Origin of the sequence: Collinsella aerofaciens, assembly GCF_039062365.1 — a bacterium.
Taxonomy (GTDB): Bacteria; Actinomycetota; Coriobacteriia; order Coriobacteriales; family Coriobacteriaceae; genus Collinsella.
Window position 1 is genome coordinate 20835 of sequence record NZ_JBCJBI010000006.1, and the last position, 17050, is coordinate 37884.

The 17050-nt window shown below is 61.2% G+C and carries 8 protein-coding genes; 1 reads left to right on the top strand and 7 read right to left on the bottom strand.

Annotated features, from left to right (window positions below; all coding sequences use genetic code 11):
* Window positions 1-107 precede the first annotated feature (107 nt).
* On the bottom strand, window positions 108-1175 hold the full coding sequence (gene prfA / locus ABCN01_RS04465) for a peptide chain release factor 1 (protein ID WP_055252487.1): 1068 nt from the start codon (window positions 1173-1175) through the stop codon (window positions 108-110).
* Between the two features lie 508 nt (window positions 1176-1683).
* Between prfA and ABCN01_RS04470 the strand changes: the two genes are divergently transcribed.
* A complete protein-coding gene (locus tag ABCN01_RS04470; RefSeq protein WP_158567811.1) occupies window positions 1684-1842 on the top strand; it encodes a hypothetical protein in 159 nt (52 codons plus the stop codon).
* Window positions 1843-1923: 81 nt separating this feature from the next.
* Here the strand turns inward: ABCN01_RS04470 and ABCN01_RS04475 are convergent, their stop codons facing one another.
* From ABCN01_RS04475 to ABCN01_RS04500, 6 genes are all read right to left on the bottom strand, one after another.
* Window positions 1924-11760, bottom strand: coding sequence for a Spy0128 family protein (locus tag ABCN01_RS04475; protein ID WP_343014211.1), 9837 nt, complete (start codon window positions 11758-11760; stop codon window positions 1924-1926).
* A gap of 81 nt (window positions 11761-11841) precedes the next feature.
* Window positions 11842-12204, bottom strand: a complete 363-nt coding sequence (locus ABCN01_RS04480) for a hypothetical protein (RefSeq protein ID WP_342996153.1) — start codon at window positions 12202-12204, stop codon at window positions 11842-11844.
* Window positions 12205-12500: 296 nt separating this feature from the next.
* On the bottom strand, window positions 12501-13928 hold the full coding sequence (locus tag ABCN01_RS04485; RefSeq protein WP_342996155.1) for a M20/M25/M40 family metallo-hydrolase: 1428 nt from the start codon (window positions 13926-13928) through the stop codon (window positions 12501-12503).
* 72 nt (window positions 13929-14000) lie between these two features.
* Complete coding sequence (locus tag ABCN01_RS04490; RefSeq protein WP_342996156.1) at window positions 14001-14786, bottom strand: amino acid ABC transporter ATP-binding protein; 786 nt, start codon at window positions 14784-14786, stop codon at window positions 14001-14003.
* A gap of 22 nt (window positions 14787-14808) precedes the next feature.
* The gene (locus ABCN01_RS04495) at window positions 14809-15957 is read right to left on the bottom strand and encodes an amino acid ABC transporter permease (protein ID WP_342996157.1); all 1149 of its coding nucleotides are present in this window, start codon (window positions 15955-15957) and stop codon (window positions 14809-14811) included.
* Between the two features lie 9 nt (window positions 15958-15966).
* Window positions 15967-16893, bottom strand: a complete 927-nt coding sequence (locus tag ABCN01_RS04500) for a transporter substrate-binding domain-containing protein (RefSeq protein WP_342996158.1) — start codon at window positions 16891-16893, stop codon at window positions 15967-15969.
* Window positions 16894-17050: the final 157 nt, after the last annotated feature.

Sequence of the window (17050 nt, forward strand, 5' to 3'; positions counted from 1 at the left end):
GGCAAGGCATAGACCTTCTGGTCATGCCTTGCCTTTTGAATGACAAATTGTCGCTCTGGGCGGCGCGCAGCGTCGAGCAGTTACGGCGTTTGGTAAAACGCCGTAACTTAAACGGCCTGTGCCAGCTTCTCGGCTCGCTCGGCGGCGGCGAGTGCCTCGATGACGGTGCCGAGCTGATCGCCCAGGAGGACGCCGTTGTAGGTGGAGTTGAAGCCGATACGGTGATCGGTCACGCGGTCCTGGGGCTGATTGTAGGTACGAATCTTCTCGGAACGATTGCCGTGGCCGATCTGGCTTTGACGCTCGGCACCGAGCTCTGCCTGCTGCTTCTCGAGCTCCATCTCGTACAGGCGGGCGCGCAGCATCTGCATGCAGACCTCGCGGTTCTGGATCTGGGAGCGCTGTTCCTGCGACTGCACCACGGTGTTGGTGGGCAGGTGGGTGATGCGCACGGCGGAGTAGGTGGTGTTAACGCACTGACCGCCAGGGCCGGAGGCGCAGTAGGTATCGATGCGCAGGTCGGACTGGTTGATCTGGACGTCGATTTCCTCGGCCTCGGGAAGTACGGCGACGGTAGCCGTGGAGGTCTGGATGCGGCCCTGGGACTCGGTCTTGGGGACGCGCTGGACGCGGTGCACGCCGGACTCGAACTTCATGACGGAGTAGACGCGGTCGCCCTCGACCTTGAACTCGATGGACTTAAAGCCGCCGGCCTCGCTGGGGCTGGAATCGAGCACGGTGGTCTTCCAGCCGCGCGACTCGCAGAAGCGCTGGTACATCTTGTACAGGTCGCCGGCAAAGATGGCCGCCTCGTCGCCACCGGCGGCGGAGCGAATCTCGACGATGGTGTTCTTGTCGTCGTTGGGGTCGCTCGGGATGAGCATGTACTTGATGTCTTCCTCGAGCTGGGGGAGCTTGGCCTCGTTTTCGGAGATGTCCATCTGGAGCATCTCCTTCTCATCGGCATCGGTGGTATCGTGCAGCATTTCCTTGGCCGCCTCGATGTCATCGAGCGCGCCGATGTACTCGCGCGAGGCGGCAATGAGGTCAGACTGGTGCGCGTACTCCTTGTTGAGACGCGTGAACTCCTTAATATCGGAGGCGACGGCCGGGTCAGATAGCTTCTTCTCGAGCTCCTCGTAGGCCTTAATGATCTTTTCGAGCTTGTCGCGCATGGCGGGACTCCTTTATGTGCGTGAAGGCGAAAATCGGCAGAGTTGATGGGGCGCGCGGCGCCACTGCGGGGGTAAGCCCGGCTAGAACATGTCGATCTTCAGATACATGCGCATCCCTTCGCGTATGAGGTACATAGTTGCGGTCTAACCCATACATGATAGCGTGCGCAGGCATACCTGCATATAACCCGCACGGAATGCGACAAAGGGTCAGTCTCTTTCCTTGAATACAACTTCATCCGAACGCCTCCCGCATTCATCCGCACATATACGGATAAATTTGGGAATCCGATACCCTGAGGGCCGGATCGGCCGGCCCCGGGAGATCGGAGGACACCATGTCCGGAAAGGGCGGGAAGGGCGCCGCGAGGGCGGTCCCGAGGACCCACGGCAGGCTCACCGGGTACGAGCGGGACACGGTCCAGAGGATGCTGAAGCGCAGGGTTCGCTCGGCCACTTCCTCGAGAGGTTCAAGGGCGTATCGACCCGCAGGCTCCACAGCTGCCTGATGTGGTTCAGATGGCTGCGCGAGGCCGCACGCGTCGGGGACAGGACGTCGCTCATGCGCGAGCAGCTCGACGACGGGCGCTACGAAAAGATCCGGAAGAAGATGATGGAGCCGGAGTACGAGTTCCATCTGGAGCCGGACGTGCAAACGGCGGGTTAACATAGCCTTTCACCAAAAAGGGCGAGCGGCCGCGCCCTGCGACCACCCGCCCTCAATCAAAGCCCTTCTCGGCCGCCGTAGCTACCGGTTCCGGCGCCGCAGGATAACGCCTGCGGCGATCAGCACCACCGCGCCGCCCGCGATGCCACCCAGGGCCATCGGCGACAAGCTGGTATCGCCCGTATACGGCAGACCCGGCTTCTCCTCCTTCGGCACCGGTGACTTGCTCGGCGGATTGGTGGGCGGCTCCGTCGGCGGGGTGGTCGGCGGCGTGTACGTGTTCTTGAACACCGGCGCCACGGCGCCGTCATAGGTTACCGTCGCCACCAGATGGCCCGCACCGTCGTCCGTCACCGTCACCGTTACCCGGTGCTCGGCCGCGTCGTACGTCACGTTCTTCTGACCGTCGTCCACCTCGGAGATGCTGTAGGCGTACGTTCCGGGCTTGTCGTACGAGATCGCCTCGAAGCCCACCGTGCCGTCCGCCGCGTTCTTTGCGGTCTGCAGCACCTTGCCGTCGGCATCCTTCAGCTGGAAGGAGAACTGCCCTTCCTTCAGGTCCTCGCCGCTCAGCACCTTGGAGGCCCCCAGCTTCACCTCAGTCGCGGCCGGCGCGTAACTGTTGCTGAACGCCACCGCATCCGCAGCCTTGCCGCCCTTGCTGTAGGCAACCTGCGCCTCCAGCGCGTGCGTCTCCGCATTCTCCGTCACCGTCACCGTCGCGGTAAAGACCGTCGTGTCGTAGGTGACGCCGTTCGCCGTCGCCCCTGCCCGCTCGGACACGGTGTAGACGTACGTCCCCACCTTGTCCAGCTGCAGCGGCGCGAAGCCGAACGTGCCGTCGGCGCCGTTCTGCACCGTCTGCACCACGTTACCGTCGGCGTCCTTCAGGTCGAAGAAGAACTCACCCTCGGCCAGGTCGCGGCCGGTCAGAGCCTTCGTTCCGGTAATCGTCGCCGTCGTTGCCGTCGGCGTGTAGGTGTTGGTGAAGGTCAGATCCGCAGCCGTCTTGTTCGCCGTCGCGGTCAGCTGGCCGCTGCCGTCATCGGTCACGTTCACCGTTACGTCCAGCACCGCATCGCTGTAAGTGATGGTGCCATCTTGGCCCGCAACCTCCTTCACCTGGTACGCATGCGAACCAGTTGCGGTGTACGAGATGGCCTTGAAGGTAAACGCTTTACCCACATTCGTGGTCCGGTCGATCTCCTGCCCGGTGGCCACGTCAATCAGCGCGAATGTGAACTCGCCATCGGCGGGCGTCCGCGTGGTGGCCGGGTCGGCATTCTCAAGCACCTTGGTGCCAGAGATCTGGTAGGAGGTCTGACCCGGCTGGTAGCTGTTCGCAAACGTCATGGTATTGGGGGTGACGCCGTTCTCGGTGCCCTCGCTCGGTTTCACCGTAGAGCTCTCTACCACCAGCTTGCCGTCGTTGTTGTCCTTCACCACGTAGGTCAGGGTGTACGTCTTGCCGGTGTAGGTCACGCCCGGCACGCCCGGCGCGTCCCCCGTCGGCTGCACCTCGCGGACCGTGTAGGTAAAGGTGCCCGCATGGTCGAAGGTCAGCTTGTCGAAGGCAACCTTGCCGTCAGCATCGTTCTTCTGGGTCTGGATCACCGAGCCGTCAGACCCCACCAGCTCGAAGGCGAAGTCTCCCGCCTTTAGCTGATAGCTGCCGTCGTGCACGTCAACGCTCTTGGTGAGGGCGATCGCGCCGGAGTCCGTCGCCTGTGCCTCGTAGGTGTTGGTGAAGCTGGGCTTCGTGACATTCGTGCCGTCGTAGGCGACGCTCGCCTGCAGCGTGCCGGCATTGTCCGCAACCGTCACCACGGCATGGTGCACCGCGGCGTCGTAGGTCACGTAGGCCAGATCACCCTTCCGCTCCACGATGGTGTACTCGTGCGTGCCCGGCTTCGCGTAGGAGAAGGCGTCGAAGTTAACACTTCCGTCCGCGCCGTTGGTCGCGGTCCGGACGGGCTTGGCCCCGGCAAGCTGCTCAGCCGTCAGGTTGCCCTCGTACACATCGAAGGTGAACTCGCCGCACTTGGGGACGATCGGCGTGTTGTCGTCCTTCTTCACATAGCTCTTCTGCGCACCGAGGGCCAGGCCGGTCGCGGCCGGCTGGTAGGTGTTGGTGAAGGTATCCGAGCCGGATGCGCTCGTCACGATCGCCTTCGCATTCAGTGCTCCGTTCCCGCCGTCCGTGACCGTCACCGTATAGGTGAGGGGATGGCTGTCATAGACCATGCCCGGCTCCGCGCCCGGCTGCTCCACGATGGTGTAGGTGAAGTCCTTGCTCGCGGCGCCGTCCAAGTCGGAGAGCTGGAACTCGCGCGTGAAGCTGACCTTGCCGTTTGCATCGTTCTTCGCGGTGTCGAGCACGTTGCCGGCAGCGTCCTTCAGGTCGAAGGTGAACTCGCCGTCCGCGGGCTTCGTCGTGTGGTCGAAGCCGTCCGCAACCTTGATGGTCTTGGTCGCCGTCAGGATTACGGAACCCTTTGCGTCGTAGGTGTTGTTGAAGGTGGGAGCCGTAGCGGCACCGTCATAGGTGACGGTCACCTTCGTCTTGTTGTTGTCGCCCTGGTTCTGCTCTACCTTGACGTGGACCTTGACTTCCTTGGCGTCGTAGGCCACGCCGTCGACGGTCTGGCCGGCTTTCTCCTCCTTGAGCGTGTAGTCGTACTCGCCCAGGTTCAGGCCCTTGACGGTCAGCTTGACCTTGCCATTCTTATCGTTGGTGCCGCGAGCGTCCTCATTGCCGTCCTGGTCGTACAAGCCGAAGGTGAACGCATCGGCCGTCAGGTCCTTGCCCGCGAGAACTTTCGTGGCCTCAACGGTGACGTCCGTCGTCGGCTTCGAGTTGGTGAAGGTCGGAACGTCGGCCTCGCCGTCGTAGGTGGCGGTCGCCTTTAGCTCGCCCTTCTCATCGGAGACCTTGATGTGGACCTTCACGTCCTTCGTGTCGTACACGACGGTCGGGTCGTTGCCGGCAACCTCCTTGATGGTGTAGTCGTGATCGCCCGGCGTGTCGTAGCTGATTGCCTGGAAGGCGACCTTGCCGTCCTTGTCATTCTGGACGGTCTGGATCACGTTGCCATCCTTGTCGAGCAGCTGGAACGTGAAGTCGTCCCCTGCGAGCTCGCCACCCGTGAAGCGCTTCGTCGCCTTGAGCGTTACCGAGGTCTCCTTCGGGTGGTACGTGTTCGTGAAGGTCTTGTCTCCACTCGTTACCTGCGGTGTGGCCGTCAGCGAGCCGGTGCCATCGTCCGCGACCGTCACCTTGTAGATGAGCGCATGGGTGTCGTAGACCATGCCCGGCTCCGTGCCCGGCTTCTCCGCGATGGTGTAGGTGAAGTCCTTGCTCGCAGCGCCGCCCAGGTTGGAGAGCGTGAACTTGCGCGTGAACTTCACCGTGCCATCGGCCTTGTTCGTCGTGGTGCCGAGCACCTTGCCGTCGGCGTCCTTCAGCTCGAACGTGTATTCGCCGCCCTTCAGCTTGGTGTCGTGCGTGAAGCCCGGCGCGACCGCAACGATCTTGGTCGCCGTCAGCTCCACGGATCCCTTTGCGGTGTAGGTGTTCGTGAAGGTGGGGGCATTGGCCTTGTCACCATCGTAGGTAACAGCGGCGTCCAGCTTGCCGGCATTGTCCATGACCTTCACCACGGCATGGTGCACCGTAGCGTCGTAGGTCACGTGGGACAGGTCGCCCTCCTGTTCCGCGACGGTGTATTTGTACTCGCCGGCCTTGGTGTAGTCGATGGCCGGGAAGGTGACGGTGCCGTCCTCGCTGTTCTTGGCGCTCCGGATGGGTTGCTTGCCCTTCAGCCGCTCAGCCGTCAGGTCGCCCTCGTACAGGTCGAAGGTGAACTCGCCGCCATTGAGCGTGGCCGGCGTGTTGTCGGGCTTCACATAGGCCTTCTTCGCCGTGAGCGCCACCGAGGTCTCGGCGGGCTGGTACTTGTTAGTGAAGGTCGGGGCATCGTTCTTGCCGTCATAGGTGACGGTCGCCTTCGCCTTGTCGCCCTCCGCCTTCACCGAGACGTGAACCTTCACCGCCTTGGTGTCGTAGGTGATAGTCGGATCGGCACCGACGTTCTCCTCCTTGAGTTTGTAGTCGTACTCGCCGATGGTCAGACCGGTGAGGGCAAGATTGATCTTGCCCTCCTTGTCGTTCTGGACGATCTTGACGGGATTACCCGTGGACGTGTCGCCTTGGTACAGGCCGAAGGCGAACGCGCCGTCCGTCAGCGCCTTGCCCGCGAGAACTTTCGTGGCCTCGACGGTAACGTCCGTCGTCGGCTTCACGTTGGTGAAGGTCGGCACGGCCTTATCGCCGCCGTAGGTGACGGTCGCGTCCAGCGTGCCGTTCTTGTTATCGGTAACGCTGACCTTGACCTTCACTTTCTGACCGTCGTAGACGATGGTCTGGTCGTTACCGGTAACTTCCTTGATGGTGTACTCGTAGTCACCTGCCTCGGTGTAGTTGATGGGCTGGAAGGTAATGTTGCCCTTCTCGTCGTTCGTGACGGTCTCAATGGGCGTGCCTTCCGCCTTGTCACCCTTGTACAGAGCGAACGAGAAGTCGTTCCCCGCGAGCGCACCGCCCCTAAAGCGTTTCTTCGCCGCCAAGGTCACGGAACCCTTCGCAGCATAGCTGTTGATAAAGGTGGCGAGGTTCACCTTGCCGTCCTTGACCTCAGCCTTGATGGGCTTGGCCTCAGCGTCACCATCCTTCTTCACCGTCACGCCCGTGACGGTCAGCTTGGCGTCCTTATCCTCGACCCTTACCGTGACGGTATAGGTCGAGGCGTCCATCGTCCAGCCGGCGTTCTGCACGCCATCCGCTGCGGGATCATCATCAGCGTTGTGCACCTCGGTGAGCGTGAACGTGTACTCGCCCGCCTTGTTGAACGTCATATTCGAGAAGTCGACCGTCTGGCCCTTGTCCTTGATAATCTTGTCCTTCGTGGCCTTGGACTCCGCGTGCGCGTCGCCCGCCAGGTCGTCCGACACACCCAAGTCGCCGGCGGCGATCTTCTGCTGTGTCTCTTCCGTGGCGGTCAGCGTGAACGAGAACGCCTTCTCCGTGCTCTCAACACCGGAGATCTTCTTCGTCACCTGCGGGGTCAGCTCGTCGCTGGCGTCTGACTTGTAACTGTTCTTGAACGGGACGGTAGGCGTAGCGGGCTTCGCATTGCGACTCGAGACCGTCTTCACGTAGTTGGTCGTGGTATCGAGGCCCTTAATCGCCTCGGCCGTCAGCGCATCAACGTTGCCGCCCCCGCCAACAAGCGCCGTCACGCCCGGGCCCTTCGCGATGGTCGTCTCGGTGTAGAGCTGGCCTTTGTTGTCCGGATTCGGCTTCACCGCAATGAGCACGTAGGCGTCACCGGGGTACTCGGTGTCATACGTGTATCCACCAGCGTTGGCGCCATGCGCCTCAGACACCTTGTACACATACACCTTGTTGTAGCTCAGCTGCGTGAAGTTCATCTTCAGCTTGCCGGACATCGTGGCGGTCTGCGTATCGTCACCGTCATCCTTGCCCACGGTGTTCTTGAACGACTTATCGGTATCAGCCGGCTCCGGGGCCGTCGTACCGTTATACGTCATCGCCTCGATGGTGAACGGGAACATGCCATTCTTCAGCGGGGTACCAACCAGAGTCTTGGTCACATCGATGCCCGCGTAGGTACCAGAGGCCGCATAGATGTTGGTGAACGCGGCGGCGTCCGTCACCTGCCGGTCGGCATCCGTCGTCGCCTGCTTGTTGTCGTACGCAACCGACGCGGTCAGCTTACCGGTGTGCTTGCCGTTCTCGATATCGGTCACTGTGTACGTCACCGTGGACGTATGGCCGTCATACGCAATACCAGTCTTATCCGCGTCGGTCGGCTTCGTTTCGTTCACATTGAACGTATACGTGCCCGACTTGGTGAACACCAGGTCGCCCGCACCGAAGGTTGCAGAACGCGTCGCGTCACCGGCGCCTGCGATCTCAACCTTAGTCGTCAGATCGCCGGTCTCATCGGAGTCGGTAGCCTTCCTCTGGGTAACGACCTTGTTTTTAACCGCATCCCTCGTCGCATCATCCGCCGGCGTCAGGGTGAAGTCGAACGCATCGCTCGTCTCCCACGCGCGCCCGGTGAACGTCTTTTGCACGTTAACCGGCGCCGACGTCGCCTGGGTCACCGTGTAGGTGTTCTTGAACGGGATGTATCCGTTGGCGTCCGTCAGCTGCGTGCCGTCGGCCTTCCAATACGTGACCGTGGAGGACAGGCACTTACCCGTCCCAGACTCGTTATCAACCTGCTGGTTCTTCACCAGCACGTAGTACACCGTATCGTCGTAGCCCATGCCACTGGACGTCGATGTATCGGAATCCTTGACCTCGGTCACCTTGTACACGTAGGTGAGGTTCTCGCTCTCCATCGTATAGGTGATCTGCGGGAACGCAGCGATACCGTCGTCATCGTTCTTCGCCGTGGTCGTGGTGGACGTGCACCCCTTAGGCATGGGGACCTTGCTGGCACCGACGCTGTAGGAGGTGGCGAGCTTGCCGAAATCGATGGCTCCACTCGGCACGGCATCATTCTTCATCCCGCCGAGTGCCTCGAGCTGGAACGTGAACTTATCCTTCACAAGCGGATTTGCACCGGACTGGTCGGCATACGTCTTCTGCACGTTGAAGGAGATGGTCTTCTCATCGGTGTTATAGGTGTTCGTGATCTTGGCGATTTTGTCAGCGACCTCGATCGGGTTGTCCTTTTGGCTCATACCGTCGTCGGTGTAGGTCTGCTCCATCTTGACTGCCGGCTGCGACAGCGTGCCGTCGCCGTTATCCCTCACCGTCACCGTGACACGGTAGGTAGCGCTCGAATACCCGAACCCGGGCAACCAGTCATCGTCGTTTTGAGACGGCGTGGCCTCGGCAATGAGATAGGTGTAGGTGCCGGGCTTGGCGTACTCAATATTGCCGAAGTCGAACGTGTCCCCGTTCTTGACGGTCTTCACAACCTGCTTCATACCACTCACGGGCGCATCCTTGGCACCGGCGGGCATCGGCGTGCCCTTGTCCGCGCGCAGGTAAATCTTGAAGCTATCGCCATCCTTCCAGTCACGGCCCCGGAGCACCTTCTGCGCCCAGAACGCATTGGTGAGCGTCACCAGCGGCTTTACGCTGTAGGTGTTCGTGAATACCAGCTTGTTGGCTTCGGCCAACGTGCCGTTGGCGTCCTGCTTCGCAATCGTGCCGGAGATGCTGGCGCCCTCGCCGCTCAGGGCGTTGCCGCCCTGCTCGCGCTTGGTCAGCGTGTAGCCGGCCGGCATCTTATCCGTACCGGTCAGCTCCTGCACCGTGTAGGCGTCGTGCTCGTCGAGACCGTACACGCGGATCGTCTGGCCGGCCGTGATGGTCTGCTCGCGGCCGTTCGTCAGGTCGAACATATCGCCGACCTGCTTCTCATCGGCCGCGCCCGCCTTCTCGAAGACTGCAGCCTTATACGTCTTCCCATCAGGCACGGTGAACTTGAAGGTGAACCCCGCGTCCTTATTGCCCGTCAGACCATCGGGCACGACAACCTTCTTCATCACCTCGAGGCTCGCCTCGCGTTCGTTCGCCACGCGCACGCAGGTGGCGCCCGTAAACAGGGCGTTCAGATTCATGTCGCCCAGGTCGGCGCGGGCGCCCTTCGCATTAGTGTCACCAGACACGTCCTGCGTGATGCCCATACGTATCCAGCCCGTCTCGGTCTCCAGGCGGTAAGGTTCGTCCTTCTTGGTGGGCCCATACTGGTAGACACGTCCATTGGCGTCGTACTTAAGATGTACCTCATTCTCGCCGCCCTTGGCGTCATTGTTCCAGGAAAGGTTGCCGTTGCCGTCGAGCGTCCCGTCGGACGTCTGGCGCTGGCCCTTGATCCACGTGAGCGTGTTGTCAATGTCGCCCTCTGCGCCAAACTGGCCCAGGCTCTTCATGAGCGAGCCCACGCCCACGAACGTCGAAACGCCGTCATCAACTGTACCAGCATCGGCGTGGACGCCGTAATCGTCCACAATCACCTTGATGAGCCTGTCATTAAGCAGGAAGCCATTGGGCGCCGAGACCTCCTTCAGGAAGTAGGTACCCTTCACGAGCGGCTCGCTACTGTCGCTCGTAGACGGGAATACGCCCGCCCCTTCGAGCTTGACCGGGTTGGCGACCGACCTCGTCGTCAGGGTGTCGTAGGGGGCCTGGTCGCCATCGAGCACGGCCTTGCCGTTCGCATCCGTAGTCACCTGGGTGGACTTGTAAAGGCCGAACTTCGCCCCGTCAACGGGCTTACCCTCGGTATCGGTCTTCTGCACGAACAGGCGATTCTGGATGTTCGTGACGAGCAGGCGCGTGGCGAACTGCCGCTTGAAGTTCGCGCCGCCTGCGATGTCGTCGCTGTACACGTGGACTGTGTTCTCAGGCGCCGCGTCGCCGATCGAGCTCGCCGTTGTGTGGTAGATGGCCACCGTGTACTCGGCATCCTTGCGGGCATCACCGCTCAGCAGGTAGTAGTACTTGGAGATGTCACCGGGCAGATTTTGAATCTCTACCTGGTACTGGCCGCTTGTGTTGAGCGTGAAGGCGTGCAGGTCCTTCTTCGCCGCCTCGATAGCACCGGTCATGCCCGGCTCCTTGGCGAGGGTGTATCCCGCTCCCGTCGATGGGTCGCCCGACACGGCGTACCAATTGCTCGGATCTTCGATACCTGTGCCTGCGCTTTTGTCGCGCTTGAGCACCACAGCGAACAGTATGCCGGAGTCCAGATTGACGGTCTTGTCGGACTTCGTCAGGTCATTATTTGCCTTGTACACGGTCGACGGCGCGGTGATGGTCTCCTTCGCGGCGGCGAACGCACCGGTCTTCCACACGACGCTGTCCGCGTCCATACCGCCGCGGTTGATGATGACGCCGCCCGCGCCGTTCCCGGCGCTCGCGGGCACGTACTCGAGCTGCATGCTGCCACCCGTCGCCGTGAGACTCGAGCGGTATCCCTCGGGCACGTGCGTCTCCTTCAGGAGGTAGTACTTGTTGCTGTGATCCTTGTTGTAGAGATCGTCGAAGTTGATGACGCCGTTGTCCACGTCGTTCGTGAGCGTTAGGTGGCCGGCCTCGTCCGTGGTACCGGAGCCGATGAGCTCGCCCACGGTCTTGAAGTCCTTGTCGGTCTTATAGAGCTTGAACTCGGCACCCTGTACGAACTTGCCGTCCTGGTCGAACTTGATGATGTCGGACTCGGGCACCGTCACGAGGTTGTACTTGAGCTTCATGTTGGAGTCGGTGGCGCCACGCTCCAAGTAGAAGAACTTGAGCGTGTGGCTGGTGTCGTTAGCGAAGGTGCTGCCAGTGAAGCCCGAAGTGCCCCGCCCCGCTTCCTTGAACTTTCCTAACAGCGTGCCGTTTGGGGAATCGTTAACCTTAATCTCGCCCGTTTGGAAGTCAATGGTCAGCTTAGCACTGGTGTGGATGCCGCCAATGTCGCCCACGAGGACATCGTCAATGAACACCCAGACGTCGTCGTCGCCGGCGAACTCAAAGGTCATGGGATCGCCAGCGTTCGTTTTGCCATCCGTCGGCTGCACGAAGCGCGATGACATGGAGAGGCCGAAATAATGGTTGAGGGGTTTGCCATCGTTATAATTCGAGTCGCCGTTGTTCGACGACGTAATGCCGTTCCGGACGAGGCGGCCGTTCTCCTCCTTGAATACCTTATCGGCCGCATCGAAGGGGAAAAACTGACCTCCATTTTGAGAGCCAGCCCCCGCTTGCCCAACGCCGGCGACTTCGTAGACATCAAATGCATTCTTATTGACGTTGTACGCCGCGTAGTTCTTCGAGCTGTCATACTCGTAGTAGCCGCCCTTGGCCTGCAACAGACCCGTCACACCCATATGGGATATCTTGCCCGTCTGGGTGGAAGAATCAAACAGGTAGCCGAGGGATTCTCCGCCCCAGCTGTCGGTGAGATTCGGTTAACCGCCGGTAAGAACGTTGTTCACGATACCGGAGCGAGGAGAGGAGTCGCCCGTATACCGGTTGAGATCATCACTGGCTTCCTGATCCTTGAACTTGAAGCGGTGGTCCTTGTTGATGCCGTCGGATCCACTGACCGACAGGTGATCCTCCGAATTCACCCAGTAATCAAACAGGTTGATTGTTGTCCCCGAAGGCGAAATCGTCGGAACCATGTGGTTCGGAAACGGAACCGTATGGTCCGAAACCTTCGCCTCCGCGCGGGTCGGCAGGAAGAAACTCGCCGTCAGCACGACGGCGAGGGCCAGAACAATCACATATGGCGAGACCGGGCGCAGCCCGCGACGACGGCCATAAGACATGACGGACCACCGCTCGCGCGGCCGGTGTTCACCAGGAAGTTCCCTGCTTAGACACCCCCCCCGGTAGCATTATTCACGAGTCGAGACGTCGCCTCTCTGAGCTCCTGCATAATTTCCTCCCCAGTCACACGGCGACCTGCCCGGGTGCTCCCCGGGGGCCGAGGCAGTCTGGCACATGCCCGCAGTCGTTCAAGGAATACCAACCCCAGCATATGTCTCTTAAGATATCTTAGTCTTATTCTATGACAGTTTTTGTCTCATTACCGATGAAATCGGCTCAGTCCCTTTGTCGCATGCTAGAGCGTGTGGAGCAGGGCGATGAGGAAGCGGATGCCTTGGAGGTAGGCGCGACGGGTGATGCGCTCGTTGGTGCCGTGGACGCCGCGGTCGCATTCGTCATCGTCGACCACAAAGGCGGAGAAGCGGATGCACTCGTGGCAAATGCGCTGGTAGTTGGCGGCATCGGTTGCACCAATCACGGTCGAGGGCACGATGCTCATCGGCTCTTGGCCCACCGCAGACGATCCGTTTTCCTCCGTCGGCTTGGGATCACGGAAATAGCGGGCGGCGATGGCGCGGACGGCCTCGAGCCCCGGACCGCCCACGCGCGGGGACGGCGAGGGCTCGGAGCTGCCGGGGCCCAGCTCGACCTCGACTCGGCCGGCGAGCCCAGCGGTGGCAACGGCCTCGCGGCAGCAGGCCACGACATCGGCCACGCTCGTACCCTCGAGCATGCGGAAGTTGATATTGACCCACATATCTTGCGGCATTACGTTGGCACCGGTACTGCCGCCCTCGATTTGCGTGGGCGCACAGGTGGTGGTCACAAGCGGGTACAGCTTTTTGCTGGCAAGGCAGTCGCGCACGATGGCATCCTTGCTGGCAGCAATCTCGTCTGCGGTATAAAGCCCCAGCTCGACGAGCTGCGCGGCAAGCAGATCGGTCACACGCGCCGGCCACTCGATATCGCAAATCGCGGCAATAGCGCGGCTGAGCACTTCGAGCGACGTGCCACCGTAAGGGTTGGAAGAATGCCCGCCCTCGCTCTTCGTCCTGAGCACGATATCGGCATAGCCCTTCTCGGCAAGATCGGCATGCATAAGCCAACCCTCGCCTGCGCCGTACTCGGCAGCCTCAACGATACGATAGTCGCCCTCGTCAATCAGGTACTCAAGCTCAACGCCGCGCTCCTCGAGCGCGTGGCCGATGGCGCCTGCGCCGTACTGCGTGGTCTCCTCGTCCTGGCCAAGGGCCAGGAGCAGCGTGCGCTCGTGCTGCCAACCGTGCGCCAGCGCATACTCGACAGCCTCAAGAATACCTGCGACCTGGTCCTTCATGTCGATCGCGCCGCGGCCCCAGATGTAGGTGTCGTCCACGTGCCCGCTAAAGGGGGCATGCGTCCAGTCGGCCTCGGTACCGGGCACCACGGGGACCACGTCCATGTGGCCCATGAGCATAACGGGCTTGAGAGCGGGGTCGGAGCCGGCAAGCGTCACCAACAGCGAATGGTCGATAAGCTCGACCTCGCCCGCCGCGAACACACGCGGCCAGGCCTGCTGCATATACGCGCGCAGGTCGTCGAACGGCTGCCAGTCCACCGCCTCGGCATCCATGCTCGAGATGGTCGGAAACGACAGCACACGGCCCAAGCGCTCGCACGCGCCGGCCTCGTCTATATCGGCAAAATCGTCCTCATGCGCAAAGAAGCGCCAAACCTCGGCCATGACATCCTTTCGATTGTGACGACAAAGGCCGCCCCACCGGAGCGGCCCTGCCACGTAAGCGTTTGCGGTCGGTTATTTGTCCTCGAGATAACGCGAGAGGAACTCGCGGGTGCGTTGGTGCTTGGGGTTGCCGAAGAGCTCGGCCGGCGCGGCGTCCTCGAGCACTACGCCCTTGTCCATAAAGACCACGCGGTCGGACACGGTTCGGGCAAAGGCCATCTCGTGCGTGACGACGACCATGGTCATGCCGTCGGCAGCGAGCTTGCGCATGACCTCGAGCACTTCTCCCACGATCTCGGGGTCGAGCGCGGAGGTCGGCTCGTCGAACAGCATGATCTGCGGATTCATGCACAGGGCACGAGCGATGGCCACGCGCTGTTTTTGACCACCGGACAGGCGGCCCACGGCGGCGTGCGCGAACTTTTCGAGTCCCACGCTCGTCAGATGCTCCATCGCGACCTTCTCGGCCTCGGCCTTGCTCATCTTTTTGAGCGTAACGGGCGCGAGCGTGCAGTTGTCGAGCACGTCCATGTTGTTGAACAGGTTAAAGCCCTGGAACACCATGCCGATGTCCTCGCGCAGCTTGTTGATGTTGCAGCGCTCGGCCGTGAGGTCCTGGCCGTGGAACCAGATGTGGCCCGCGTCCGGGGTCTCGAGCAGGTTGAGGCAGCGCAGGAAGGTCGACTTGCCCGAGCCCGAGGCGCCGATGATGGTAACGACCTCGCCGGGATTGACAGCGAGGTCGATGCCCTTGAGCACCTCGAGCGAGCCGAAGCTCTTACGCAGGCCCTCGACGCGGATAAGCGGCTCATTTGTCTGTGCGGCGGCCGCGGTGCCGGTAGTGGCGGTATCTGCCATGATGATTCTCCTCGTCTTGAGCCTAGTTGGAGCTGGGCAGCGTTGCCGGGGCCTCGGCGCCGAGCTTTTTGCCAAAGGCCTCGAGCAGGCGGCTCGCCACGAGCGTCAGGATCAGGTAGACCACGAGCGCCACGCAGTAGACCTCCATCTGGCGGTAGTACACGCCGGCGACGGTGGTGGTGGCGTACATGAGGTCAAACACGCCGATGACCGAGAGCACCGACGAATCCTTGATGTTGATGATGAGCTCGTTGGTGAGCGCCGGAATCGCGTTTTTAATGCCCTGGGGGAACACGACCTTGCGCATAGCCTGCCACTGCGAAAGACCCAGCGAACGCGCCGCCTCTGCCTGGCCGGGGTCGATGGACTCGATGCCGCCGCGCAGGACCTCCATCATGTAGGCGGTGGAGTTGAGCGAGATGGTGACGAGGCCAGCGGTAAAGGTACTCCAGATCTGGTTGGCCTGGGCGGTCTCGAAGCCCATGCCGCGCAAAACGGTGAAGCCCGCGTAATAGATGAGCAGGCCCTGGACCATCATGGGCGTGCCGCGCACAATGGTGGAGTAGACGGTCGCAAAGCCACGGCCGATGCTCTTAAATAAGCGCGTGAGATCGTTGTCCACACGGTCGAACGTCTGAATGCGCAGAAACACAAAGAGCAGTGCCAGGAAAAAGGCAATAACGGTACCAAGGGTCGCAAGCGCGATGGTGATCTCGATACCGCGAAAAAAGAAGTCGCCGCTCTTGTAGGTCATGTAGACCAGGCTCGACAAAAAGTCGCTGGGGTTGGAATCCGAGACAATGCTCACCTGCACCAGGTCGATAAACGACATGACGCAGCGGTCGATAAAGAAGATCGCCGCGATGGCAACCACGACATAGCTGCCCAGGCGCGCGCCGCGACGGCAACACTCGGATGCAAACGGCGACTTTTGGCGATAGTCGTTCCAATGCATGAGCTTGGTGACGAGTGCTGCCGCCGACACGACAATCCAAGCCCACAGAATCGCCCAGAGGCAGTCCTGGAACACACCCGTGGGCGCCAAGAAGCTCAGCGGCGTGGGGTTGCGCTGGCTAAACGCCAGACCGAGCGCCGCGATAGCGCTCGTGCCCAGATACACATAACGGTGGTCGGCCTTGATAAAGGAGGCCAGACGATTGACGGTTTTCATGCTGCCTCCCTATGCCGGCTGACGGTCGAGGCACGCGTCCCACATTTGGTCGCGCTCCTCCTGGCTGACGCCCTTGAGCGTCTTATCGATAAGTTTGAGCAGCTTGTCCGAGCCCTTGCGGCAGCCGACGTTTGCCGCGACCTCCTGCTTAAAGCCCTCGCCCTCCGCAAAGCGAATGGGCACGATGCCCGGGTTTTGGGCCATATAGCCCTTCTCGTTTTCGGTGTTGTAGGTCACGGCATCGCAGGTGCCCTGCAGCAGGTTCGAGAACACCGTGGGCACCGAATCGACCGGATTTTTGTGAACGACGCCCGGAATCTCGTCGATGACGGTGTCGAGCATCGTGTCCTTTTGGCCGAGCACCGTGGCGCCGCTAAAGTCACTGAGCTTGGTCGCGCTTTGGTAGGGCGAGCCCTCTTTTACGAACAGGCCAAAGTAGCCGATAAAGTACGGATCGGAAAAGCCAACGGACTCCTCGCGCTCGGGCGTGGCGCTCATGCCGGCAATAATGAGGTCGATCTGGCCGTTGTTAAGCGAATCGATGAGGCCCGAGAAGCTCTGCTTGACGGCAACAGGCTCGCCGCCAAGAGCTTTGCAGACAATCTTTGCGATCTGCACGTCGTAGCCATCGGCGTAAGCGCCCTGTACGTTGTCGATGGGGATGGTGTACTCGCTAGGCTCGGAGACCTGCCAGTTGTATGGGGCGTAGGCCGCCTCCATGCCGATACGGATCTTGTCCTTGCCGATCACGGAATCGGACAGGTCGTCGCGACCGCCGCCCGTGGTGGGCTGAACTACTTCCAGCGTGGAGGGGCGCTGGCAACCGGCAAGTGCGCCGGCGACGACAGAAGCGCTCGCAGCGAGAGCGCTACCCAAAAAGATGCGACGGCTGCATATCGGCTGCGGATGCGCGTCGCGTTGATGGGGAGAATGCATAATCTGCCTTCCCTGTTGAATCGTATGCTGACGACTTAACAGGATACCGCTCAGCGCTACCTCCAGCAAATGCATATATAAATGCATATATACAAGTTTACGAACTGAAAACGATTGGTAGTCGTTGGGGACGTTCTTGTTTGACTAGTCGTGTAAG